Raw genomic sequence first — 24,821 nt, forward strand, 5'->3', positions numbered from 1 at the left:
GCTAGGACTCGTGCGCGGCGGGATCGACGCGCCGCCGCGCATCGGCGCCCAGGGCGTCGTGCACGGACTGGGCGGGGATCCCCAGGCGCCGGGCGAGCGCGGCCTTGGCCCCGTGCTGGCTGGGATAGCTCTGCAGCAGGTTGCGCATGTGCATCGCACGGGCCATGGCCAGGCGAGTCATCTCGGCGCGCGCTTCCATGATCCGCGCTGTGAGCTGGAACTCGACACCGGCAATGGGGTCGTAGTCGTAGTCGCCGTCGCCAGACTCGGCGAACGGTGGGGGTGAGGCAGCCAGCTCTACCTTGCGGCGTTCGTTCTTGACGCGCATCCAGGCCAGTTCGACGCTGTTCGCCTCGTCAATGGTGGCGAGATCGGTTTGCCGGTCCCGGTGGAAGCGGAACCGCCTGTTGGCCTCATCGATGTCGGCGTCGTCGATGTAGGACATGGGGTCGTTGAAGTACACCACCGCGTCCGTGACTTCCCGTTCACACTCTTGCAGGAGAGCTTCTCCGGAGGTCACCTCGATGACAAAGGGGGGCCCGCCTTCCCAGTCCTCGGCGTGGACCGAATAAGCCGTCGCGGTGGCGAAGTCGAAGTAGATCTCTACCTCGTGGTCGGGGTTGCTGCTGTGTTTGGACAAGGTCGGCAGGAACTGGACTTGAGGGAGCACGGCGAGGAGGTGGGCACGCGCGTCGTTGAACGTGTCGAAGGGAGGGAACTTGGGAGTGTCGTCGGCCATCCCTCAATCATAGAGGTACTTCTTTGAAACCAAAGGGGTGTCTCAAGAGAAGTGATTGCGTGCGGGCATGCGAGGTAGCCGGCCGACACCGTGATGGTGGTGTCGCAGAGCGCTTAGGTTGGCCCCATGGGTGAGGAGGGGCTGCAGGTCGCGCACGAGGGCACCGAGGAGTCGCTGGCTCCCGTCCCCGGTGGAGCGGGCCGATGAGCGCGGAGAGCGCGCCGGACCTGTACGAGGCGCTGGCCACGATCGCCGCTGCGGCGCGCTCGGCTTACGCCGACGGCTCCAACCTTCGGGTGCGCTCCTCAGGCATCGTGCACGCCGTCGTGATGACCCGCTGGCTGGGCGGGGAGCGAATGTCGGGCCCAGCGTGCATGGTCGGGGTCAGCGGCTGGGATCCGGGAGGGGTCCCCGTAGCGAACGGCGAAAATCCAACGGATATGGATCTGACCTGTGGTTAATGGGTTCGGCGTGGTGGGGCGAGGATGCCGGTGATCTCAGCTAGGGCCTCGCCGCCGGGGCGGGTGTAGCGCATGGCGGTGCGGGGGTTCTTGTGGCGGGTCTTGGCCATGATGAGTTGGAGCGGCACCTTCTGCTCGCCCAGGTGGGTGGCGGCCGAATGGCGCAGCTGGTGCGGGTCGAGGCCGAGATGCCGCTCCATGAGCACGCGCACCCTGTCGTAGCCCAAACGGGGTCGTTCGGTGTGGGGGCAGATGTGCTCGGGGCTGGGACGCCGGGCGGGGACAGGGCGTCGGTGGGCGAGGAACAGCGGGCCGCGTGTTCGGACAAGCCCGTCGGGGTGACCGTTGGGCAGTCGGAGCAGGCGGGGTAGGAGGCGGGCGGTGCCGGCGTCCCAGTACACCCACTCGATGTCGCCGCCCTTGGACCGCAGCGGCGCGCGCCGGTTCTCCAGGTCCAGGTCCTCGACGTTCAACGAGAGGACTTCGAAGGCGCGGGCGGCGGTCTCGTACAGCATCCGGTAGAGCGTCTTGTCTCGCAGCGGGAGGTCGCGCCGGGACAGCAGCCGCTCCAGCTTGGTCTTGGCGACGGCCTTGGTGTGGTCGACGCTCTCGCGGCGACGTTCGGCGTCGGCGGGGACCGACGGCGCCGCCCATCTCTTCTTGGTGGCGCACCAGGTGAGCCAGGAGGAGACGGCGGCGCGGTTGCGGTTCCAGGTGGCCGGCGCGCATCCGCCCCACAAGATGGTGAGGGCATCGCCGATCTCGGTGTCGGCGACGTCGGCCAGGAGCCGCTCGCGGCCGCCGACCGCGGCGATGGTCCGGTCGATGGCCGAGGCGTAGGCGCGGCGGGTGTTGTCGTTGGCGACCCGGTGGGTGGACAGGAATTCGTCGGCCGCGTCGCCGAGGTTGATCGCGGCGCCGTGCAGCGCGGTGACCTTCGCGTTGGCCGCGCTCACCGCTCGCCGCCCGATGCGGGAGCGATGTACCGGATAACGTGCCCGAGTCGCACACCGGCCACGAGGGCGGATCCCCAGCCCGGCGAAGATCGCTCAACGCTCATGTACGCGATAATGGTCCATTATCACGTACAGCAAAGTGGTGGCGTCGGCGGTGAGCGTGAGAATTGCCCGGTATCGCCGATCCTCTGCCGGCACGGAGGCCTGAGTAGGCGTGCCTGAGCACTGTCCGGTGTTCAGATGAGTTCAGTGCGGCGATTGACCTCTATAAAAGGTGCAGCACCCCGCTGCAACGCTCTGGGCAGGGGGCGTGTTGTGATGCGCGATCAGGTAGGTGATGCAGTTCGCAGCGATGTGCGTGACTGGGTCAGCTGATGGTCCGGTTGAGGGCCTCGGGGGCATTTACGATGGATGAGCGGCTCCGGGCGCATGTCCAGTCAGCAGATCTTTCGGTACGCCGGGCCTTCCGGCACGTACTGCTTCCATTCCTCCCGAGTAAAGGAACGGCCCACCTGGGCACACAGAAATCCCAAGGTATCGACAAGATAACTCACGTCCCACAACCGCACCGCCCCGTCTTCGCCGCTGCTGGCCAGAGTTTGGCCGTCCGACGTGAACGCCACCGAGTAGACCAGACCCTGGCCGCCGTTGAGCCGGACTATTTCCCGGCCGCTGGCCACGTCCCACAACCGCACCGTCCTGTCGTAGCTGCCGCCGGCCAGGGTGCGGCCGTCCTGCGTGAACGCCACCGAGTTGACCCAGTCCTGGTGGCCGGTGAGCCGAGCTGTTTCCCGGCGGCTGGCCACGTCCCACAAGCGCACCGTCCCGTCGTCACCTCCGGCGGCCAGGGTTTTGCCGTCTTCCGTGAACGCCACCGAGGTGACATAACCCTTGTGGCCGGTGAGCCGGGCTGTTTCCTGGCGGCTGGCCACGTCCCACAAGCGCACCGTCCCGTCGTCGCCTTCGGCGGCCAGGGTACGGCCGTCCGACGTGAACGCCACCGAGCCGACCACGCCCTGGTAGTCGGCGAGCCGAGCTGTTTCCCGGCCGGTGGCCACGTCCCACAACCGCAGCCCCCCGTAGTCGCGGTGGCCGCTGGCCAGGGTTTTGCCGTCCCGCGTGAACGCCACCGAGAGGACCGGGCCCTTGTGGCCGGCGAGCTGAGCTGTTTCCCGGCCGGTGGCCACGTCCCACAACCGCACCGTCCCGTCTTCGCCGCCACTGGCTAGAGTTTTGCCCTCCCACGTGAACGCCACCGAGTAGACCTGGCCCTCGTGGCCGGTGAGGGGATTGCCTCTCTTCCGGCGGGTGGTCACGTTCCACAACCGCACCGTCCCGTCGTCGCCTCCGGCGGCCAGGGTTTTGCCGTCTCGCGTGAACGCCACCGAGTAGACCCCGGCGTTGACCCAGTCCTGGCGGCTAGTGAGATAGGTTTCCTGGTAGCTGGTCACGTCCCACAACCGCACCGTCCCGTCTTCGCCACTGGCCAGAGTTTTGCCGTCTTCCATGAACGCCACCGAGGCGACCGTGCCCTTGTGGCCGGTGAGCCGGGCTGTTTCCCGACGGCTGGCCATGTCCCACAACCGCACCGTCCCGTCGCTACCGCCGCTGGCCAGGGTACGGCCGTCCGACGTGAACGCCACCGAGGCGACCGTGCCCTTGTGGCCGGTGAGCCGGGCTGTTTCCCGGCCGCTGGCCACGTCCCACAACCGCACCGCCCCGCCGCCGCCGCTGGCCAGGGTTTTGCCGTCTTCCGTGAACGCCACCGAGGTGACATAACCCTTGTGGCCGGTGAGCCGGGCTGTTTCCCGGCCGCTGGCCACGTCCCACAACCGCACCGCCCCGTCGCTACCGCCGCCGCCGCTGGCCAGGGTTTTGCCGTCTTCCGTGAACGCCACCGATTCGACCCAGCCCTTGTGGCCGGTGAGCCGGGCTGTTTCCCGGCCGCTGGCCACGTCCCACAACCGCACCGCCCCGTCGCCGCCGCCGGCGGCCAGGGTACGGCCATCCGACGTGAACGCCACCGAGTGGACCCATTTTTGGTGGATGGTGGGCTGGGCTGGGCCGGTGAGCTGAGCTGTTTCCCGGCCGCTGGCCACGTCCCACAACCGCACCGCCCCGTCGTCGCCGCCGCTGGCCAGAGTTTGGCCGTCCGACGTGAACGCCACCGAGCGAACCGAGCGCGGGAGGTCGACAAGAACGGCGATTCCGGGGCGGGCGGCTGCGGCCTTGAGGCTGTACTCGGCCTCTATCGCGGCGGGGCTGTTCTGGTTCAAGGAGTCACTGATGCTGCTGGCGGTCATGCTCAGCCGTTTGGCCTGGACGGGGTCGCTGTCGTCCGTGGCTTCGCTTCGTTTGCTGAGCAGGGCGACGATGGAGGCGTCGCGTTGACCCACAGCCGCTTGCTGGCTGCGTTCGGCGTCTTGCCGGCTGCGCTGGACGAAGATCGTGGCGGTGGCCAGGAGCGCGACCAGCACCACCAGGATGGTGGTGGTGGCGCGGCGGCGGTGGGTGCGGCGCTGCTGGGCGCGGGTGCCGGCGGCGAGGAATTCGTGTTCGGCGGGTGTGAGGGGCAGAGGGAAGGTGGGGTCGGCGAGGCGTTGCGCGGCGGTTTCCAGCAGGCTGCCGGTGTACAGGTAGGACGGGTCGCGGCTGGGGGCCCATTCGGCGGCGGCGGCGCGCAGCCGGGTGTGGATGAGGCGGTCGGCGTGGGTTTGGGCCAGCCATTCCTCGCCGAGCAGGGGCCAGGCGCGCAGCAGTACCTCGTGGCTAATCTCCACGGTGTCGGCGGCCAGGGTGAGCAGGCGTTCGGCGGCGAACGCCTCCAGCACCGCCTCCACCTCGCCTACCTGGGCGGGAGTTCGGCCGTCGGTCAGGGCGGCGCGGGGGACGCGGTCGGCGGTGTCGATGCCGTCGCTGCCGGTGGTGGTCAGGCGCAGGAAGATCTGCCGGGTGAGGTCCTGCTGGGCGGGGGTGAGCCGGTTGTAGACGCGTTGCGCGCTGTCGGCGACCGCGCCTTCGATGCCGCCGGTGCGCTCGTAGTCGGCCAGGGTCAGCAGCTGGCCGGTGCGGTGGCGCCAGGCCTGGTCCAGCGCGTGGGACAGCAGCGGCAGCGTCCCGGCGCCGCCGGCCGCCGCGGCAGACGGCGGGCCGGGTGAGGTGGGCCGGTGGGTGTGGATCTCCCGCAGCAGCGTCTGGACCAGGTCGTCCTCCACCTCCGAGCCGGCCCGGCGGGCCGGTTCGGTGATGGCCAGGCGCAGTTGCCGCTCGGTCATTCCGGTGAGCAGGTGACGGTCCTGGACCGCCTGGGCCAGGGGCGGGTAGTCGGCGCAGCGGGCCTCGAAGTCGGCCCGGACCACCAGCACCACCAGCGCCGCCGGTGCTTGGTCGGGGCCGTGCCCGACGGTGGCGGCGGCGTGCAGCGCGGTGATGAACGCGGCGCGCTGGCCGTCGTCGGCGCACTGGGTGAACAACTGCTCGAACTGGTCGATGAGCAGGACCAGCCGCCGCTGCCCATCCGGTTCTGGGATTGCCAGCTCCTGCCCGTCCGGTTCTGATGTCGGCGGGTGTGGCACCGGCGGGGTTGGTGGTGGGGGGATTGGTGGTGCGGCGCCGGCGTGCAGGGCGGCCTGGCGGGCGGTCAGGGCGAACCCTTCCGGATCCTGGGCCAGGGCGTGCCGGACCGTGCCGGCATCGGCCCCGGCCAGGGCCGCGACCCGGACCGCCAGTTCCTCCAGCGGGGTCCGGGTCGGGGTGAACAGCAGGCAGGGCCAGCCGGCCGCGTGCGGCGCGCCGTCCAGACCGCTGCCGCGCAACCGGGGCAGGATCCCGGCGCGCAGCACGGAGGACTTGCCCGCGCCGGACACCCCAGAGACCATCAGCAGGTCGCCGGCCGCCGCCTGGCGGGACAGGCGGGCCATGAGCCGGCCGGTGACCTGCTCGCGGCCGAAGAAGTAGGCCGCGTCGCGTTCCTGGAAGGCGTTCAGTCCGCGGTAGGGGGAGTCGACTGTGCCGCGCACGTCCACCAGCGGCGGCACACCCGCCGTGTCGCTCCAGGTGTGACGGCCGTAGCTGTAGATGATCTGGGTGTTGCCCTCGCCGATCTGCACCCCGGTCGCGGTACGCGCGTCGATCACGTACTGCGGGCCGTCCCCGCCCGGCTCAGCATTCGACTCGGCGGTCGGCGTTGCGGACGGCCCGGCAGGAGGTGCAGGCGGGCCGGGAGCGGGCTGCGGATCCATCGGGGGCCTCGTGTCCTGCGGGGGTCAGGTCGGGTCAGGCGGGGTCGGTGGGCGGGTGGAAGGTGTTGTGCTGGGTGAGGTGCTCACCGACTTGGACGGCGTGGGCATGCCGCAGGTCCACCACGTATTTGCCGGTGCCGGTGGACGGCTCATCGGTGTCACCAGGCCGCGGGGCGCGCTCGTCGCCCCCGTTGTCGCCCGCGTCGGCGGGTGCGGAGACCGGTCGCCGGCCATCGGCCGCCACCGGCGGAGCCTGCTGCGCGGCTGCTGCCGTCTCGGGCGGGGCGATGCCGGCCGGGATGCGGCCGGCGCGGGCCTGCGCGCGCAACGCCAGCACCGAGACCACGAGCCCGGCCGCGCCCAGCAGCATGCCGGAGAACATGCCAATCACGCTGGCCCGCTGGTCCAAACTGTCCAGCAGTTTCGGGGGCAGGTTCAGCGGGTCGGCGAAGAACCACAGCAGCCCCGCCACCAGACAGGCCGCCAGCACCACCAACGCGATGATCGCCATGCCGCGCCACAGCCGCGAACCCGTCGCTCGCCCCGCCTCGGGCGTCGTCTTCGACATGCCTCCAGAGTGCCCCCCGAACCGGCGCGAGCGGGGCCGAAAGCAGCAAAGCGTTACCGTCGGCGGGACCGTTGGTTGCGGGACAGCCTGGAACCCTCTGGATGATGCAACGCCGCCGGGCCCTGCGCCATCTCATCGGCGACGCCTGTGCCACTCTTGGCGTCGGCACCTTGAGCACCGCGAAGATCAGCCAACGTGGCACACGCGAAAGAAAAGATCATCTCGCGCTGGCCTGCGAGAAGCGGCCACGAACCCAAGATAACGATCGCCAGGTCAGGGGTTGAGCAGGAAGGTGGTGCCGGCCTCGTTCACCAGTGTCGGGCGCAGCGGCCGCCATCCGTAGTCGAGCTTGGCGGTCTCGCCTTCGATGTCGACCTCGATGAATCCGAAGAAGTTGATGTTCTCTCGGTGGCCTGGTGCGATGAACGACAGCAGCTCGTCGGGGACCTCGCGGCCCTGCTCGCGCAGCTCGGTGATGCCCATTGCGTAGTACTCCGTCGTCCACGTGATGACGGCGTTGGTGAGGATGGTCAGACACCAGGACTGCTCGGTCTGGTCGGTCAGGTGGGGCCGGACGATCGTGCCTTGCTGGGCGTAGTGCAGGTCCCGGCGCAGCGCGTGCAAGCTCTCGCCCTTGTTGAGCTGCCGGGAGATCTTCCGCCGGTACACCGGGTCTGACAGGTACCGGGCGGCATGGATCGTGCGGCGGATGCGCCCCCATTCCTTGATCGCCGCTGCGAGAGTGTTCTGCCGTGAGGCCGCCGACCATTTCCCGACCACCAGGGACGCGGTCGCCTCCCCGAACTTCAGCGATCCGGCCATCCGCAGCATGTCGTCCCAGGTGGCGCGGATCAGATCCTCGTTCCACCGGTCGGCCAGCAAAGGTCCGGCGTGCGGGTAGAGGGCGTTGGTGGCGGTCGGGTTGTCGACCCGCTGCATCGTGATCTTCCCCAGATCGCGGATCCGCGGGGTCAGCGCCTTGCCGACGAGGTCGAACAGCCCGAAGTTCACGAGCGTGGCGCCGTGGGTGTCGGTCGCGTGCTCGTGGATCGGCAGGTCGGTCTCGTTGCCGAGCAGCTCGTCCAGGGTGTAGTTGGCCTCGCGGGTGGTGGGGACGATCTGCTTGGTGCCGTAGGTGGACCACTGATCGGAGACATGGGTGTAGGTCGACAAGACCTTTCCCCCGTGGATGTTCATGTCACGGCCGGTCAACGACTTGCCGCGGATGGGGAAGCGCTGGCCGTCGGAGGAGGACATGGTGCCGCCGCCGAACTTCCCGGCCAGCTCCAGCTGGTAGTGGTGGTTGACCAGCACCGTGTTGGCCTCGCGCAGCGTCTCCTCCCGCACGTACCACTCCTGGGTCCAGGCGAGGGTGTCGTAGGAGACGCCGCAGGCCTCCGACATCCGGGTCAGTCCGAGGTTGGTGGCGCCTGCGATGAGCACCGCGAGGATGTTGCGGCGGGTCTCCACTGACAGGTTGATCTTCCGGCCGCCGGCATGGGTGAAGCAGTCCAGGAACTTCGTGCGAACGTCCAGCTCGATCAGCAGCGAGGCGATCGGCACGAACGGCAACATCCCCGCCAGCTCTTCGCGCAGCGCCTTGGCCTCGGCGGGGATGTCCTCGGCCGACAGCGGCGGGATGACCAGCCGACCTTCCTCGTCCAGGCGGACCGCGCCCACGTCGTTCGGAGCGGCGTTCGCCAGGGTCTCCTCCAGTTCCTCCAACGCCTGGTGGAATTCTTCCTTGACCTGGTCGATCGCCTCGGACGCGGTGGCGGACCTGCGGACCAGCTGGCAGAACTCCGCCCGCTTGCCCTCCCACTGCTGCGGGGTGAACAGGTAGGTGCCCGGGTCGGCGTACCGGCGCGAGCCGGGCACGAACACATCTCCGGAGCGGAGCCCGTCTCGCAGGGCGAGTACCACGCATAGCTCCCAGTAGTGCCGAAACGCCGTGTCATCACCAGCCTTACGGGCCTTGGCCAGGTAGTCGGCGTACCGAGCCGCAACGAACGACGTCGGCGCCTCGGCCGGGACCTTGCGCCCGTGGGTGCGGTTCAGTTCCTTCAAAATCATCAACGAGGTCATCAGATCCTGGGCGCCGGGCCCACCCTGAAAATCGATCACCGACAGCACCCTCGGAGTGAAGCGGCGCAGGTAGGTGTAGGAAGCCTCCAGCGCCGCCAGCCGCCCGTGGTCGCGGGGCAACGGCTTCCACGACACCGAGGCGACCTCGCGGAGCTTGTCGAGTCCGATCTGGTCGCGCAGCAGACCGCCGACCTCCTCGTCCGCGATGCCCGGGTCGTTCAGCACCGGCAAGATCACATCCATCAGCAGCTGACGGGCCTCGCCCCTCTTGGCCCGCTCCGCCAGGGCCTCGTCAGTCTTGGCCTTCGCGTGGGACTCGCGCGCCGATACCGCCTGGTCGAACAAGGCGATGACCTCGTCCAGCTGGTCGACCGCCGACTGCGCGACCAGCGAAAGCAAGATCGGGTAGCGGCGCTCGGCCCGCCGTTCCAAGCCCTGCACCGTGGACCGGCGGGCCACCGTGGCCAGGAAGCGGCGCCGCTCCCGGGGCAGCATTGACAGGTCCAGCTGGTGGGCGTCCATCCCCCGCAGATACAGCAGCTTGTCGACCGACACCCCGATCGCCGGGACACTCGCCTCCACCGCCGGCGTCGTCAGCCACCGCAGCCGGGACGTCCCGATCTCCGGATCATCCAGCAGCAAACCGTCCAGGCCGGCCCGCATGGATCGGGTGAGCAGATGCCCGACCTTCTGAGTGGTCAGCTTCCCCGCCGCTGCGCGGGCCGTGGTCACCAGCTCCATCAGCGTGACCACACCGGGCCGCACCACCTGGGCGGCCTGCAGGTGCTCCACCGCCTGCTGGAACAGCAGACTCGGAGTGTCGTGCTCCATCGCCCGATCCAAAAGGAACTGCTCCAGCTCCTTCCACTGGATACTGCCCGGCTTTGGGTTCTTCCACGTCAGGTACTTCAGAACCGCCTTCAGATGATCGCTGCGGGTCTGTGGCCGCTTCCGCGTCACCCGGTCGTACTGTTCGAGCATCCCGGGGAACACCGCCATCTGGCCCGCCAGCCGCAGCAGCGCCGCCTGCGGGATCTCAAGGAGGTCGTCGGGGATGTAACCGAGCCACGGCAACGTACACAGCTGAACGGCCAGCCCCAACCGAGCCTCCGGGCCCCGGCCCGGCGCGTCCAGAAACCCATGCTCGCGCGGCGTCAACGTGAAGTACTTGTTCAGCTCCTCGCGTCCGATATCCGGGAACGACCGCAGACGCTCCAACTGCTCATCCGACAGGAACCGCGTTGACATCAACCACCTCGTACGTCACAGAACACACGAACCATGACGAACCGTAGTCGAGAAGATCAACAACCGTCCCAGAAACCTGGGTAACCGCAGCTCAGAGGCCTATCCGTTGGATTTGCGCTGTTCGCTACGGGGACCCCGACGCGGCCAGGCATGGATCTACTCTCGCGTGGGTGGAGGAGATCGCCGACCTGGGCTTGGAGAACTACGCGACCGGCTGACCGCTCAGGTCGCCCTGGAGATCCTCGGGGAAACCTGAAGGGGCTTACCCCGCCGGATTCGCCAGTTTCTCGTACTCGGCGCGGTCGTAGGGACAGAACTTGATCCGATGCGGGGGAATGGGCGCATCTTGTGCCGTGGGGTAGTCGGTCGGATTAAGGGCGAATAGGTAGCAGCCGAATTCAGGCCGAGGGGGGACAGTGAGATCGAATGTGGCCTCTCCGTTCGCGTCTGTCTGCACAGGAAACGCGGTCTGGAAGGTGAAATCGGTCATGCTGACGGATTTCGCGAGATAGAGGCCGATGGTCTGTCGGCTGTAGGGCGGAACGCCGACCACACCCAAGCGCACGACGGATCCCGGGTCGGGGGGAGGCGAATCCGTCATAGTGGTGATCAAACGAGGGTGCTGCGACCGTCGCATGTGGAACTCACCTGTCACCGTGGCCCCGTCGTAGGAGAGGATGACGCGGTATCTGCCGAGCAGTTCTCCCGTCAGCTTTCCGAACGACTCCGCCAACTGGTATTCGCCTCCCGGGAGTATGACGAACTCGGTGGCGCAAGTCGGGAGGGTCGACCGGATCCTCTGGTCCGACGGCGTCTCGATGATCACATCGCCGGGTTTCGGTGGTTCGGCCGTAGCGTCACGAAGGGGTATACCGGCGATAAATAGATAGACCGGCCAGCCGAATTCCGAGATGTTGCCATCCGCGGGTTCCTCTGTCCACCGCTTCCCCGGAAGATGGCCAGCGAGTCCGGCGTTTACCCATTGGTTGCGGATCTTCAATTCCAGGGGCTCGTCGTACAAATCGGCGCAACCGGATCCGTCGGCACCCATGCTCTGCGTCAGAAGCGCGGGCACCCCGTTCTCCGGGGCTTCACGCCGCTTGAACAGACCGACGGTGTCGGCGCCGATTTCGACGGTGGGGCTCTTATCGGCGGCGGTCGCCCGCGGCTCCGGAGTGCTCTCGCCTGGTGGCAGCGGAGACTGACACCCCGACAGAGCGAGGGTGAGAAGGGCGGAGACGAGTATTCGGGACAACGTCAGCACCTTACGGTCGCGTTCGAGAGTGGCGCGGACACGCTCGGACATGGGGTTTCGTCGAGCCTTTTCTGTAGATTGGCTTTGAAGTCGAGAAAAAGCTTTTTGCGTTCTCCGTCCAGAGCCAGTTGGGCGGCTTTGTCGAATTGGAGGATGGCCTGGCGGGTTCTCTCCTGCTGTGGCCCGCCGCCCTCGGCCGGTGAGTCGGCGAACGCCAGCAGGGCGTACGCCTCGCTGGCCAGTTCGCGCATCAACAGGTTGCCGTCTGAGTGGTACTGCTGGATGACGCGGGTGAGGGCCGTCCTCGCCTGCTGCCATTCGTCGCGTAGGAGGGCCTGACTCCGGCAGACGTGGATCTGGCCTAGGCCGAAATCGGCCCGCGCTCGGGTCATCGATGTCGCGGAGGCGTCCGACAGGATGTTCTGGTAGAGCCGCTGGCTCTCGTCGAGCCCGGGTGCGTCGGGGCCGTCACACTCACGGAAGGACCGCCGGTAGACGAGCTGGGCGAGCCCGAGTTCGGCCCGGACAAACTCCGGACGGTCGGCCAGGGTCTGCCGATAGTGCCGTTCGGCGCCGGCGAGGTTGTCCTGACGGATCTGGATGTTTCCGAGCATCAGATGGGCGATGATTCGGACGGCCGCGCTCTTCCCGTCCGCCGCCCTGCGGAACGCCTCCCGCGCTCTGTTGTAATCCTGGTGCTCGTAGTAGGCAAGCCCAGGCACGAGTTCGGCGATGGCCGCCGCTGCGGCGAGGAGTTCTCCGCGCAGTTCGGCGGATGCCAGCGAGTCCAGCGGAAGCCGTCCCAGCACCCGGAGATCGTCGAGTTCCAGCTCGCCCGCGACTTCGGGCGCGTCGCGCACATGAGCGGGGGTAACGAAGAGCCGTGGCGAGACGATGGTCTCGTCGCCGTCGACTCGGACCACTGACCAGATGAGGATGTGGGCATTCAGCCGCGCCGCCACTTCGGACATGGCCCCGTCCGTGCCGGGAGATCGGTCCAGCGTGACGGCGATCACGTCGGTACGTAGGTCCGGATGACGGGCGCGCAGCCGCTGTCGCAATTCACCCGGGATCTGGTTGGCGAAATCCTGGAGCCGGTCGCCGGATGAGAACCGGACGACCGCGATGTTGAAGTCCCCGCGCATCGGCCTTGGCCACTCCGGATCGGCGTCGGCCGTCCACCAGCCGACGCCAGCGACGACCAGCACGAGCACCGCCGCCACCGGAGGTGACCAGCGTCGCCAAAGCCGCCGCTCATGGGCAGCACGCATCCTGACGAGCGCTTCGGCCCCGAACGCGGCTCCGCCATTGGCATCGATGATCGAGTGATGTGTCGGGCAGAGCAGGATGAGGTTCTCGTACGCATCCAGCCTGTCCTTGTGAAAGGCGGGATCATGCCGCGGCCCCGCCGAGCGGGCGGACCGGATGTGGGCCTCCTCCCCGACAACAGCGACCATGACCGTGCCGGTGGCTGCGTTGACACCGTCGACCGTGAGTTTTTGCCTGCACCCCGGGTAGGAGCAGTTATTTCGGGCGCGCGTCCAGAGCGTTTTGCGGTCTTTGACGCTTATGGTCACGGAATCCTCGTCATCTACCCGATCTTCGGCATCACGGATTCTCGCATAGCGAGCCGCAATAGCGACAAAAAAGAAAGGCGTCCATGATTAGCACTTAAAGTCCGTTATATCCGAACTGCCCCAATTATAGCTGGAGTGGCTTTTTGCCATGAAGCGATGATTCAGGTCCGCGCCGTTAGGGGTGTTGGTAAGGCTCGATCCACCAGCCGCCATCTGTCGGGGGCGGCCGGAGTACGCCAGAAGGACACTGCGGATCGGGCGATGTGCCGGATAAGGGGCCGTTATCCGGTACATCGCCGACGTCATAGTGCCGTTGACCAGCAGTGGCGTGAAGACGGCAGCCGCGCGACTCGAGCACATTATCTGGTACATGCTCAGATCAGCCCGGCCGGACATGGTGGCGGTGGCCTGCGGGGATGTGGTGGCACGGTGTGTTTCTGGCATACTCCGGCCGCCCCCCCACGGCCACGATCACCGTGGCCTTCCAGGGCCACTACAGCCGCTTCGTCGACATGCCACCCGACTGAGAAGGAAGACCAGACCAAACACACCAATGTGACACCCCAGAAGAGCTAGCTCAGATGGGAGGAGGAGGCCGATTCGGCGTCCTCTCTCCTGCCGAGAAGCGTGCAGTTGGGCGTCCCAGATGCGTCTTCCCCAGCGGCACGGTCAGCTGTAATCGATCTCACCATCCGGGGTCAAGCCGTTTGCCAAAAGAGCCGCTGCCTGGTCCGGAGGCAGTCCGCCCCTGCTAGCCAGCTCACGCAGTTGGGTCGCCGCCGCTCCGCTACCGTAGCGAACCACCTGTTCGAACAGCGTGGCGACGTCGTTGAGGCCTGCGGCGACGCGCGCGACTGGCTCTTGAGCCAGTGAGCCCGGCTGACGGGCGTGCTTGAGCAGGACCCGGTACTTCTCCCAGCCCCGACCTAGCTGGTCAAGCAGCGCGCCGAGACTGATGATGGCAAACCTGTCGTCGGGGCTCGCGTGCTCGAGCCGGTATTCCAGAAGCGCGACTGCATCATTGGCCCGCCCTGCCGCCACCAGCGCCTGAACCACCGCATTCTGTGCCACTATCGAGTCGGTGATGCGCACCAGTTCGATCGCATCGGCCATCCGGTCGTGGTCGAGGTACCAACGAGCCAGGTAGGTGACCGCCTCCTGGTTTCCGGCCACAGCCAGTTCGGCAATCTCCGTGATCTCGTTGCCCCCCAGCCTCCACTCGAACCAGACCGCCATCGCCTCGCGGATGCCGCCACGGGCCAAATCGCCGATCTCATCCCACTGCTCCAGCCGCACCAGAACCGAGACAAAACGGCCGACATCCACCGTCTGGTACGGTCTCGCTCGGAACTGTGCCCGCAACCGGGTCGCCGCCTCCTCCAGCTCGTTCCGCTCGATCAGCAGATCGCACACAGCCCTGGTGGCCTCGTCGTTTCCTCGATCGGCCAGCCATCGGAGCCCGTCCGCGTCGCCCGCGTTCTTCAATGCCCGGCACAGCGCCCAGGTTGCGCCGTCGTCCTGCTCGGCCAGCTCGCGCAACTCGGTCACGGCCGCCTGCTCGGCCAGTCGTCCATAGAGTTCCTGCACAGCCCAGTGCTGCGGGTGCTGCGTCGGCCTGATCCAGCGAAGCGCGGCCAGGGCATCGTCCGCACGACCTTGGCCATCGAGCATGGCCACCAGTGTGTGCCCTGCCCAGTGGAAACCCTGCCGGGCGTGCTCGGACAGTAACTGCTCGGCCGCAGCCGGGTTCTCATTCAGCAAGGTACGCGCCTGGGCATAAGCCGACGAGATCGCCCGCAGGTCCGCGCCGGGCACTCGCAGGTCCCAGCCTAGGTGCGGATCGCTCATCCGGGCCACGTGATCTCCCAGCGCCTCAGCGGCATAACGGTCGCCGGCGGCGGCGTGGTCGAACAGTTCCTCGATCCGATCTGATTCGATCAGCGCGTAAGCCCACCGCATCCCGGCCCAGCGGCTACCGGCCGCAGCCTCGGCGCGCATTTCCTCAAGCTCACCGTTACGGGCCATCAGGTTTACGACATGGACCTCGGTGCCCTCGCCACCGAGTTCCCGGCATCGCCGGTATAGCGGCAGGTCGTAGCGGTGTAGCAATCGATGTTCCGCGTTAAGGGCCAGCCGGAACGCATCCTCGTGGTCATCGACATGCGCGAGGAGCGCCTCCCACAGCACGGCGGGAACGGTGTTGCCATGGCGGGACTGTTGGCCGTGCTGGACGAGGTAGTCGTGCAGGTCGTAGCCATCGGCCGGTCCCGAGCCAGGCTGCTTCCGCCGGGCGAACAGGGCCGTCACGCCATAGTGCGGGTCCCGGGACGCGCGTCTCAGACCGCGTTCGAACCAGTCCTCCGGCGGGTCGATGCGAGCGTCCCCCTCCAGGTAGGCGGGCGCAGCCGCGCGCATCAGTGCGGGTGGGATCGGGCGGAGCATTCCCATCCGCCTGGCGTCCATCGCAGTCGCAACGATGGCCCTGGCGTACCAACCTTCCGCAGTGGCTGGCTGCTCGTGCTGCGATACGAGCAGCGGACCGCCGGCCAGCGTCTGGATGACCAAGCGGTCGGGGCCAGCGGTGCGCACGGCCGTGACCAGACGCCGATCGGCAGCGGGGTCCGCGAGTACGGCCTCCATCTCTCGCTCGGTAAATGAGGCCGGCACGTCAACCACGGTCGCTTGGTGGAGTAACAGGTCGCGCACCGGGCGCGCACTGGGCTCGGTGGTTAGTCTCTCCCAGTCTCCTGGCCACAGCGTCGCCACGATCAGAACCGGACCGGCGGCGCCGCCGTCCAGCAGCGCTCCCAGATCGGCGGCCACAGCGGCGCCGTCGGCGCTGGTCAGCAGGTCCTGGCAATCGCCGAGCCAGAGCACGCCGGGCACTGATAGCCCACCGTCCAGTGTCTTCCTTGCCTGGCGTGCATCCCGGGGAAAGCGCAGCGGCCAGTCCCGCAGCATCTCGTGCTGAAGGATAGCCTCATACAGCGCGCGGGACTTCCCGGTTGAGGATCCGCCGCGCAGCACGATCAAGGCACTGTCCGCCGGGTTTTGAAGTAACCGATCCAACCTCTCGTCATGGGATCGGCGCAGGTAGCCGGGCAGCTCCGGTTCAGCTTCCTCTGACAGGCCGCTGCGCAGCGTCCGGTGGATCGCCAGATCCGCCGGACGCCATACGCAAATCGTGCGGCTGTCGGTCTTCTCGTCGTCCGGTGTGGTCGCTGTATCGGAAGTCGACGCTGATCCCACTCGGCACCGCACTTGCTCCCCCTCGGCAGGTACGGCTTCGGGTGCGGGCTGCGGATGCGGCGCTGGGGGACGCCCGCCCCGGCCTACACCCTGGCGTCGTTGCGCCAGTGCCGCACGCCGAGTCTCCTGCCACCATCCAGAGGGCTGAGCCACAAAAGCCGGGGTGCGCTGCCGGGCCCGCGGCCGCAGAAACTCCTCGATCAACCACGTCGCGACCATCGGATTGGATGGGACGTTCACGCCGTTGAGCCAGTCGCTCCAGGACGAAGAGGTTACCTTCAGCGACGGTTTTTGCGCCTCGGCCTGCTGGGTGATCGTCGCACCGGTCGGGGAACCGGCCGCCGCATACAGCGCGCGCAGCGCCGTCGCGTACCGGGCCGTCACATCCTCAGGCCCGGGTTCGGGCTTGCTCACTTTTCCTCTCTCGCTTCGCATCTTCCGGCGCCGGATCCGGATCGGAAACCATCCGGAAAACCCGCTCCATTCATCTTCTCCCAGGTCTCCTACCCTGCCTGCTCTGCCGGGCACAGAGGGGCGAAAGCCGGAAAACATTCCGGAGTGGCTCAATCGCCCCTACCAGTCCCGACACCACGAGCTCGGGGCCCGCTGGAAGGAGACTCACCCATGATCGACCGCCGGTTCGTGCGCCGTCTGACTCGCGCCGCCCTGGCTGCCGCTATCCGCGGCGCCGCCGCGGCAGCGGCAGCGGCTCCCATCACCCTGGCTATCTGGTGGATCACCCACCGTTAACCCGTCCCACCCTCTGATCTGGCCTCCGTATCTGATGCGGAGGCCAGACACAGCCCTCGCATCATGCGAAAGAAGGGCTCGGCAATGAAGGTGTGAGGGTTAATCTCCCTTCGCCTGCTCCCGCCCACGCCTCACAACAGCCGCTCTCGCAAGGGTGCTCCTCACACCCACGGGGATGGTCCCGGTAGCCACCGCTGCGATCCGTTTGATCGCCACCCGTCGGCGACACCGCGCCAACAGCATGCCCTCATTCGTCGGCCCCGGCTCAGAGCCATCGCAGACCCGCAGAGATCGCGAACTTTCATAGGGGGGCAGACCAAGTACGCCGGAAAGGGGCAATGGGCTGGTCAGAGTCCGCGCTGATCGGGAGTGTGGATCAGCGGCTGCCTGTTTCCAGTTCGGGCGGGCGGCGGGCGGCGCGCAGTTCGCGCAGGTTGGGGATGTGGTTGTAGAGCGTTCCTGGGCTCACGCCGAGGAGTTTGGCGATCGAGGTCACCGAGTGTTCGGGGTTGGGCAGCATGTCCTGGGCGGCGCGTAGCAGGTCGGGGGTGACCACGGTAGGGCGGCCGCCGACCCGGCCGCGTGCCTTGGCCGCGGCCAGGCCCTCGCGGGTGCCGGCAACGATGAGTTCGCGGATGAACTCGGCCAGCGCGGCGAAGACGTGGAAGACCAGTCGTCCGCCCGGGGTGGTGGTGTCGAGGTTCTCGTGCAGCGAGGTGAAGCCGATCTCGCGGCGGCGTAGTTCGCCGACCATGGTGATCAGATCGGCCAGGGAGCGGCCGTAGCGTCCAGCGAGGGAACGGTGAGCGTGTCGCCGGCGGTCAGGAAGGCGTGGCATGCCTTCAGTTCGGGCCGGTCGACGTTCTTGCCGGACTTGGTGTCGGCGAAGATGCGACGGCATCCGGCGGCGGTCAGGGCGTCGAGTTGGCGTTCGAGCTTTTGGTCGCTGGTGGAGACGCGGGCGTAACCGATGCGGATGTCGCTGGGACGGGCCGGGAAGGCGGCGAGCAAGTCGGTGGGCGGATCGGAAAGGGGCGTCACGGCCGCCATTTTCTCAACAAACGGTCTTCAGGGGTTGTTGAAGCACTGGGGTTGTTGAAGGGGTTTTTGAAGGGTTTCCGGGGCTCGAAGACTCTTCTGCCATGATCGTCAATAAACGATGGTTTTTTGACGATTGTGATGGCCTGTAGACCTACCGCGGGGATCCGATTTGAGTTACTCGCGGGTTGCTTTGTCTCTCGCTACAGCTCCGGGAAGGCCGTTGTGGGACGCTACCGCTCGACCAATGCTCCCGAGCCTGGCCCGTTCGCAGTATCGGGGGTTCACCTGGCCTCAGTCCTTGGCTCGCTGGCTCGCTGCATGGGGAGAAGAAGGGCGGGGATCAGTGCGAGGGCGGTGGCGCCGAGGATCCACCAGAAGGTGTCCGCGAAGGCGGCCCCCGGCGCGCCGGGGTGATGGGCTGTACGGTTTTGCAGGATCGCTGCCAGTACGGCTGCGCCGACCGAGGCGCCGATCGTCTGGATCATGGTGATGGCGCTGGTCGCGCCCGGAATCGCGGTGGGTGGCAGACCTTGGTAGGCGGCGGCCGAGACCGGGACGGCGACGGCGGCGATCCCGATGCCCCAGACCAGCAGTGAGGCGGCCAGGATCAGGTCGTGGGTGTGTGCGGTGACCTGCGTGTAGGCGAGGGCGCCGAGCGTGGTCACGGCGATCCCGGTCAGCACGACGGGACGGGCGCCGATGCGGTCGGTCAGTTTGCCGACGTAGGGCAGGGCGAGCATCGTGCCCAGACTCTGGGGGACCAGGAGCATGCCGGCGGTGAGCGCGCTGTGGCCGCGGACCTGCTGGTAGTACAGGGGGATCAGGATCAGCGCTCCGAAGATCGACAGCCGGGACATGAAGTTGAGCGCCGAGGCTGCGGCCAACGCCCGGTGGGTGAACAGGCGTAGATCGATCAGCGGGGTGTCGGAGGTGCGCAGCGCGTAACGGACGAACGCGGCCAGCAGGGCCGTGCCGACTGCCAGCGGGAGCAGCCCGCCGCCGGGGGTGCCGGTCCGAGACAGGCCGTAGACGATCAGCGCGAGGGCAGGGGACAGCAGTGCCACGCCGGTCAGGTCCAGGTGCCGGGCTTCCCGCCGGCCGTCGTCGGAGAGACCACGGTAGGACAGCAGCAGCGCGAGCAGACAGATGGGCGCGTTGATGTAGAAGATCCAGCGCCAGCCGGCGCTGTCGACGATCAGGCCGCCGAGCAGTGGCCCGACGAGGGGCGCGAACTGCGCGGGCACGGCCGCGATCGCCATCACCCGACCGCGGCGCTCAGGGCCGGCGGCCCGGATGAGGATCATCATGCTCAGCGGCACGATCATGCCGCCGCCGACGCCTTGCGTGGCCCGGAACGCGATCAGGCTGCCTACCGACCAGGCGGCCCCGCACAGCAGCGAACCGGCAAGGAAGGCGGTGAGGGCGAACAGCCACATGGTCCGGGTGCCGAACCGCTCGGCCAGCCGGCCGGCCAGGGGGATGACCATCGCGATCGACAGCAGATATGCGGTGTTGACCCACTGAACCGTGGCGATGGGGGCGTGGAAGGCGCGGGTCAGGTCGGTCAGCGCGACGGTGACCATTGTCATGTCCAGCATGGCGGTGATGGTGCCTGCGACGACAACGGCACTGAGCTTCAGCAGGGCGCTGTCCAGGCGCGTGGTGGTTGGGGTGTCACTCATGGCCGCACTGTACTGTGTAGTGTAGTGTAGTTCGCTGGCTACACTGCACGGTATAGTGAATGCTTGTGAAGGAACCAGCCATGTCGAACAGCCCGCCCCCGCTCCGTCAAGGGTCACCGGCCAAACGCGCCGCGATCGTACGCGCGGCACTTGAGGTGTTCGTGCGGGAGGGGTACACGCGTGCAAGCGTCGACGCCATCGCCGCCGGCGCGGGCGTCTCCAAACGCACCATCTACGACTACTACGGCGACAAGGAACAACTGTTCCTGTCAACCCTGGAGGAGACCAAAAGCGCACAGACGGAGGAGTTCCAGAAGCTGCTGGAGCGCACTCTCGGTCAGATCGATGACGTAGAGACCGCCCTGACCGTCTTCGGCCGCGAGTTCGCCACCGAAATCGCGCGATCGGCGGAACGGGCCGCCGTGATGCGCCTGATGATCGCAGAGTCGACACACTTCCCCGCCCTGCTGGAGCCGAACTCGGCGAACCGTTCCGTCCAGCACGCTCTCGCTGACCGGCTGACCGAGTTGTCCGAGCAAGGGCTGCTTGACATCCCGGACCCGATGGAAGCCGCCGAGTTCCTCGGGCTGCTGGTCACCGGCCGGGTGAACCACCGCTCCTGGTACGGAGCCGTGCACCTCGACGACGCCGAGATCAACCACCTGGTCGCGGGCGGCATACGGATCTTTCTGCGCGCGTACCGACCCGACATTCCCGCTCACCAAGACCAGCCATGACACCCGACGCGGCAAGCCATTGGCCAACAGACCATCAGGAAGGTAACAGCACGAAGGAGGCGATCCGTTACCGAAGGCTTTGCGGCTCGCCATAGCTGACGGAGGCGCAGCACGTGATCAAACCAGGGCTGTGAGCACGACCTGGCCGATCTCGGGTTCAGGCGGCCAGGCCGACCGTGGTGAAGTCGATCTCGGTGAGCTCGGGGTTGAACGCCGCGGGCCGCACACCGATCTCGTCGGTGGCATAGGCGCCGAATCGGCTGATGTGGGCACGCAGGTAGGGCGACAGCGCGCCGAGCTCTTCGGCGGTGATGGGCCAGCCTTCGGCGATTAGGCCGCGCACCACGTCCATCAGGTCTAAGGCGTTGTGAAAAATGACCAGGTTGGCCAGCAGGGTGTTGAGCTTGATCAGCTTTTCCTGCTCTTCAGGGTCGTTGTGGGCGATCACGCCGGTGTTGCCGAACCCGAGCCACTGGGAGAAGGCGTTGTAGGTCTCGACCTTGTTGGTGGCCGCGGTGACGCGGGCGCGCAGCGCCGGATCAGCCAGGTAGCGCAGCAGCGCCACCGTACGCACGCTGCGGCCGACCTCGCGAAAGACCTTGTAGATGCGGTTCTTGCGAGAGTTGGAGCGCAGCCGCCGCATCAAGGTGGCCGAGGACAGACGGCCCTCGCTGATGGAGATGGCCACCTGCATCAGGTCGCGCCAGTGCCGCTCGATCAGCTCCCAGTCGATCACGTTGCGGCCGCGTTCGCCGAACAGCTCGTCGATGTGCGGGTAGACCAGCTGGGAGCTGGCACGAAAGAAGGTCAGGTCTTTGAAGTTGCGGATGCGCGGCATCAGGTCGAAGCCGAACAGCGTGGCCAGGGCGAAGACCGGTGTCGACTGGCCCTGGGTGTCGGCGTGCACGGTGGTCGGCTGCACCTGGGAGGTATTGGCCAAAAGGCCCTCGATCAGGTGCACCGCCTCCCACACCCCGCACGGGATGAACCGGGAGAACAACGCCACGTAGGTGTCGGAGATGTAGTGGTAGGCGATGCCGCCCACCCCGCCGTACCGGATGCTGGTCTCGGCCAGCAGGTTGTCGATGTAGATCTCCACCTGGGTGCCGTCGGCGGCCACCGCGCTGCCGTCCCCCCACGCCTTGGCCACGTCGAGTTCGGCGAAGGCGTTGACGACGCAGGCGATCGCGGCGTTCAGCTTGGTGATGTCGATGTGGCGGTTGCGCACCATCGACAGCTCCCGGGCCGAGATGCCGGTCAGGTGCTTGGCGGCCTCGTACGGGCCGATGTTGATGCCGCCGGTGAACACCGCCAGGGAGTACCGAAACAGCGGATCTTTGATCTTCGGGTCCGAGCCGGACGCCGGGCCGAAGTGGTGGTGCCAGCCCAGCCAGTGCGCGGTGCGCGCCACGATGGACAGCAGCGAGCGCTCGGGCATGCGCCGGGCGATCGCCGCGGCCAGGTCCTCGGCGGCCTTCGGTGCGGTAGGGCCGCGGCGCCGCTTGAGAGCGGGCGCCCCCTCCTCAGTGATCGTCAGGTCGGTGTTGTCTTCGTATCCGGCGTCCAGGTGCGCGGCCGCTGCCAGGTGCGTGCCGCGCAGATGCTCGATGAAGCCGACTGCGGTGGGCGGCAGCCCGACCTGGGCGCAAAATCCCTCCAGCAGCGGCTCGCATTCGGCCCATGACAGCAGGTTGGTGCTCCAATCGGCGTACTCGCTTCCGCCGATCACCGCGATATCGCCGGTGCGCAGCTCCTCGGCCAGGTAGGTGAACACCATCACCTCGAAATGGCGGCGCGCCACCATGCCCGGCTGGCGGCGGTCGGTGATGGCGCGCCGCCAGTTGCCCGAGGCGAACATGATGCCCGACTCAAGGCCGCCCGCACTGACCGGCGGGGGCAGCGGGATGAAGTCGCGCCGCTTGGCTTCGTGGGTGCGAGCGTGCTCCAGCGCCACCAGCACCGAGTCATCACGGGAGGTGGCCTTCAGCTCCAGCTTGGTGACCAAGTCGAACATCACCGCCCGGTCCTTTTTGAAGAACCGGTGCGCCAGCACCTCGTAGTTGTCGCCGTGGAAGGCCGACACCGATTCAATGTCGGCCAGCTGGGCATCGAACCCGCCGGCCCGGTGCACCGCGGCGACCGCACGGGCCGCGCCCTCACCCGGTGCGGAGCCCTCGGGGTCGAGATGCTCCAGCACGGTGCGGTAGGTGCCGATCAGCCGCTCGCTGACCGTGCGCTGGCGCTGACGGATCTCCTCCAGCGCGGCCTTGGCCTTCTTCAGGTTGGCCGCCACCCGCTTGCACAACATCTCGGCCAAATCGTCGCGGGCCTGCATCCGCGCGGTGTGCAGCAGGCACGCCAGCAGCGCCACCTGTTTGACCGGGTCATAGCGCGACAGGGTATCGGCGTCCTGGGCGGCGGCCTCTCCCGCGAAGTCAGCGATCTTAGTGGGGGCCACCCCGTCCAGCCACGCCCCGGTATCGCCGAGGGCGTCGATCTCATCCAGGTACTTGGCCTGGGCCGCAAAACGTGTCCAGGTAGGGCGCTGGGCCGGTTTCTTCAGCCGGTTGAACATCGACCTTCCGTCCGGGCCCATCGTCGTCAGCAGCGCCTGCACCCGCTGGCGGCCCTGCGGTCCCATCCGCTCGACGACGCGCGTGAAGATCTCGGTGTTGACCCTGGCCCGGATGGTGGCGGTCATCTCATCCAGCGTGGTGAACCCCGGCAGTTCCAGGGACGCCTCGACCAGGCGCTCCAGCGCCACGTTGATCAGGTCCGGCGGGTTGTTCTTCGCCAGCGCCGCCTCTGCGATCGCTTTAGCGGCCACGGCCCGCGCCCGCGGCTGGTCATAGATCACGCCCTGGCGCGCCCGGATCTGCTTACGGTGCCACTTGGCGGTGCGCCCGGCCCCATGGTCGGGCTCGGTGTCCGGCCCGAGCGCCAGGCAGCGCCGCACATGGTCGACGACCACCTCGGGGATCTCCTGCCGGGAAGGGAAGCGTGCCATCTTCTGAAAGCACTTCAGCGCCAGCACCAGTGCGAACAGCGCCTGTGGACTGCTTGTCCGCTCTTGGGCCCAGGCGCTCTCCTCGGCGGTCGGGGTGAAGAACACGTGCGGCACCCGCGCCGAGGTCAGGCGCTTGAACTGCGGGTAGGCGGTCCGCTCGATCGACGTCACGCGAGCCCTTTCCGGCTAAACACCTCCAAAACCCGCCCACCGTAACGGCAGATGATCAACACCCGCCCGCCGTTCACCAAACCGCAACCGAACCAGCGCAGACGGTTACACATCAGGCTTCAGTGCGGGCTCCGACCAGCCCGTTGCCCCTTTCCGGCGTACTTGGTCTGCCCCCCCACCAGGGGCAGCAACAAGACAAGGCCCGCGGTTTTCAAATCAACGAGGTCGGCCTGGCCGGCCGGGCGCTGATCGGCTGGGTCGACGCCGGGGTCGGCGACGCCGACGACACCCGCATCGGCCGGGCCCAGGTTCGTGATGGCGCCGAGTCGTTAGAGGTGCTGGTCGTGCAGCGCCGCCCCAACGGAACGTTGATCACGCTGCCGTGGCTGGGGGCGGGGCAGGGCGGGCTGGAGCTGCCCACCGACGCCGCCCCTGACCCGCAGCTGGCGCGCATCGTGGCCTCCTGTGGTCTGCGGTTGCCCTACCACTTCTCCGCCCCCCAGATCGTGGATCGGGCGATCGCGGAGCTGGAGGCCGACTGCGTGCCGGCCTGGCAGAGTCCCGACAGCCCGTGGCTGGCCGGGGAGCTGATCTTGATGCTCGATGAGCAGGGCCAGGCCCACCTGGCGGGCTATGACCTGCACTACACCCCCACCGATGGTCTGAAGGTGAGCCGTGCCCACTGAACCCACCGCCCCGCTGTCGTTTGATTTGACCCGCGAGCCGTGGCTGATGGTGCAGCGCCACGGCGGCAGCCAGGATGAGTTGTCGCTGCAGCAGGTGTTCGCCCAGGCCGAGGACGTGCGGCGGCTGGTGGGGGATATGTGCACCCAGGAGTTCGCGTTGTTGCGGCTGCTGCTGGCGATCGTGCACGACGCGATTGACGGCCCCGATGATCTGGAGCAGTGGCAGCAGCTGTGGGACGACGGACTACCCGTTGCCCGCATCAGCGGCGGGTACGTGATCAGTTCAACGGGATCTTGTGGCGGTTTCGCACCGGGTCGGGCTGGCGTGATGTGCCGGAGCGGTATGGGCCGTGGTCCACGATCTACTC

The 24,821-nt window shown here is 67.5% G+C and carries 15 protein-coding genes and 2 pseudogenes; 6 read left to right on the forward strand and 11 right to left on the reverse strand.

Annotated elements, in window-relative coordinates; translation table 11 throughout:
• Position 1: 1 nt before the first annotated feature.
• On the reverse strand, positions 2-739 hold the full coding sequence (locus ABT352_RS38770; protein ID WP_350950045.1) for a hypothetical protein: 738 nt from the start codon (positions 737-739) through the stop codon (positions 2-4).
• A 203-nt stretch (positions 740-942) separates the two neighbouring features.
• On the opposite strand from ABT352_RS38770, the gene ABT352_RS38775 reads away from it, so the two are divergent.
• Positions 943-1,200: a hypothetical protein gene (locus tag ABT352_RS38775; RefSeq protein ID WP_350950046.1), complete on the forward strand. Its 258-nt coding sequence runs from the start codon at positions 943-945 to the stop codon at positions 1,198-1,200.
• On the opposite strand, the gene ABT352_RS38780 is transcribed toward ABT352_RS38775, so the two are convergent.
• From ABT352_RS38780 to ABT352_RS38810, 7 genes are all read right to left on the reverse strand, one after another.
• Positions 1,197-2,156, reverse strand: coding sequence for a tyrosine-type recombinase/integrase (locus tag ABT352_RS38780; protein ID WP_350950047.1), 960 nt, complete (start codon positions 2,154-2,156; stop codon positions 1,197-1,199). The two genes, ABT352_RS38775 and ABT352_RS38780, sit on opposite strands and share 4 nt — an antisense overlap.
• A gap of 437 nt (positions 2,157-2,593) precedes the next feature.
• Positions 2,594-6,397, reverse strand: coding sequence for an nSTAND1 domain-containing NTPase (locus ABT352_RS38785; protein WP_350950048.1), 3,804 nt, complete (start codon positions 6,395-6,397; stop codon positions 2,594-2,596).
• Between the two features lie 34 nt (positions 6,398-6,431).
• On the reverse strand, positions 6,432-6,965 hold the full coding sequence (locus ABT352_RS38790; RefSeq protein ID WP_350950049.1) for a hypothetical protein: 534 nt from the start codon (positions 6,963-6,965) through the stop codon (positions 6,432-6,434).
• Between the two features lie 273 nt (positions 6,966-7,238).
• Positions 7,239-10,298: a Tn3 family transposase gene (locus ABT352_RS38795; RefSeq protein WP_350950050.1), complete on the reverse strand. Its 3,060-nt coding sequence runs from the start codon at positions 10,296-10,298 to the stop codon at positions 7,239-7,241.
• A gap of 262 nt (positions 10,299-10,560) precedes the next feature.
• The gene (locus ABT352_RS38800) at positions 10,561-11,604 is read right to left on the reverse strand and encodes a hypothetical protein (protein WP_350950051.1); all 1,044 of its coding nucleotides are present in this window, start codon (positions 11,602-11,604) and stop codon (positions 10,561-10,563) included.
• On the reverse strand, positions 11,556-13,130 hold the full coding sequence (locus ABT352_RS38805) for a tetratricopeptide repeat protein (protein WP_350950052.1): 1,575 nt from the start codon (positions 13,128-13,130) through the stop codon (positions 11,556-11,558). The genes ABT352_RS38800 and ABT352_RS38805 overlap by 49 nt, the downstream gene beginning before the upstream one ends.
• A 669-nt stretch (positions 13,131-13,799) precedes the next feature.
• Positions 13,800-16,793 (reverse strand): hypothetical protein, encoded by a 2,994-nt coding sequence (locus tag ABT352_RS38810; protein WP_350950053.1) that lies wholly within the window; start codon positions 16,791-16,793, stop codon positions 13,800-13,802.
• Positions 16,794-17,003: 210 nt separating this feature from the next.
• On the opposite strand from ABT352_RS38810, the gene ABT352_RS38815 reads away from it, so the two are divergent.
• Complete coding sequence (locus tag ABT352_RS38815) at positions 17,004-17,129, forward strand: hypothetical protein (RefSeq protein WP_350950054.1); 126 nt, start codon at positions 17,004-17,006, stop codon at positions 17,127-17,129.
• Between the two features lie 376 nt (positions 17,130-17,505).
• Here the strand turns inward: ABT352_RS38815 and ABT352_RS38820 are convergent.
• Positions 17,506-18,179 (reverse strand): annotated as a pseudogene (locus ABT352_RS38820) (recombinase family protein).
• 272 nt (positions 18,180-18,451) lie between these two features.
• Complete coding sequence (locus tag ABT352_RS38825; protein ID WP_350950055.1) at positions 18,452-19,852, reverse strand: MDR family MFS transporter; 1,401 nt, start codon at positions 19,850-19,852, stop codon at positions 18,452-18,454.
• 80 nt (positions 19,853-19,932) lie between these two features.
• On the opposite strand from ABT352_RS38825, the gene ABT352_RS38830 reads away from it, so the two are divergent.
• The gene (locus tag ABT352_RS38830) at positions 19,933-20,589 is read left to right on the forward strand and encodes a TetR/AcrR family transcriptional regulator (protein WP_350950056.1); all 657 of its coding nucleotides are present in this window, start codon (positions 19,933-19,935) and stop codon (positions 20,587-20,589) included.
• Between the two features lie 157 nt (positions 20,590-20,746).
• Here ABT352_RS38830 and ABT352_RS38835 read toward each other — a convergent pair whose 3' ends face one another.
• A complete protein-coding gene (locus ABT352_RS38835) occupies positions 20,747-23,767 on the reverse strand; it encodes a Tn3 family transposase (protein WP_350950057.1) in 3,021 nt (1,006 codons plus the stop codon).
• Positions 23,768-23,889: 122 nt separating this feature from the next.
• Between ABT352_RS38835 and ABT352_RS38840 the strand changes: the two genes are divergently transcribed.
• The 3 genes and pseudogenes from ABT352_RS38840 to ABT352_RS38850 all read left to right on the forward strand — a co-directional run.
• Complete coding sequence (locus ABT352_RS38840) at positions 23,890-24,453, forward strand: hypothetical protein (RefSeq protein WP_350950058.1); 564 nt, start codon at positions 23,890-23,892, stop codon at positions 24,451-24,453.
• A gap of 46 nt (positions 24,454-24,499) precedes the next feature.
• A pseudogene (locus ABT352_RS38845) lies at positions 24,500-24,715 on the forward strand (type I-E CRISPR-associated protein Cse1/CasA); the annotation flags it as partial.
• Positions 24,673-24,821 (forward strand): transposase (locus tag ABT352_RS38850; RefSeq protein ID WP_502992946.1); only part of this gene is annotated, 149 nt, incomplete at its 3' end. The pseudogene ABT352_RS38845 and the gene ABT352_RS38850, both read left to right, overlap by 43 nt.

This window comes from Streptosporangium sp. NPDC000563, from assembly GCF_040299985.1.
GTDB lineage: Bacteria > Actinomycetota > Actinomycetes > Streptosporangiales > Streptosporangiaceae > Streptosporangium.

Bases quoted from the DNA above. Each gene is read 5' to 3' on its own strand.
- ABT352_RS38770 (WP_350950045.1), bottom strand. From the start codon at position 739: ATGGCCGACGACACTCCCAAGTTCCCTCCCTTCGACACGTTCAACGAC.
- ABT352_RS38775 (WP_350950046.1), top strand. From the start codon at position 943: ATGAGCGCGGAGAGCGCGCCGGACCTGTACGAGGCGCTGGCCACGATC.
- ABT352_RS38785 (WP_350950048.1), bottom strand. From the start codon at position 6,397: ATGGATCCGCAGCCCGCTCCCGGCCCGCCTGCACCTCCTGCCGGGCCG.
- ABT352_RS38790 (WP_350950049.1), bottom strand. From the start codon at position 6,965: ATGTCGAAGACGACGCCCGAGGCGGGGCGAGCGACGGGTTCGCGGCTG.
- ABT352_RS38795 (WP_350950050.1), bottom strand. From the start codon at position 10,298: ATGTCAACGCGGTTCCTGTCGGATGAGCAGTTGGAGCGTCTGCGGTCG.
- ABT352_RS38800 (WP_350950051.1), bottom strand. From the start codon at position 11,604: ATGTCCGAGCGTGTCCGCGCCACTCTCGAACGCGACCGTAAGGTGCTG.
- ABT352_RS38815 (WP_350950054.1), top strand. From the start codon at position 17,004: ATGATCGACCGCCGGTTCGTGCGCCGTCTGACTCGCGCCGCCCTGGCT.
- ABT352_RS38825 (WP_350950055.1), bottom strand. From the start codon at position 19,852: ATGAGTGACACCCCAACCACCACGCGCCTGGACAGCGCCCTGCTGAAG.
- ABT352_RS38830 (WP_350950056.1), top strand. From the start codon at position 19,933: ATGTCGAACAGCCCGCCCCCGCTCCGTCAAGGGTCACCGGCCAAACGC.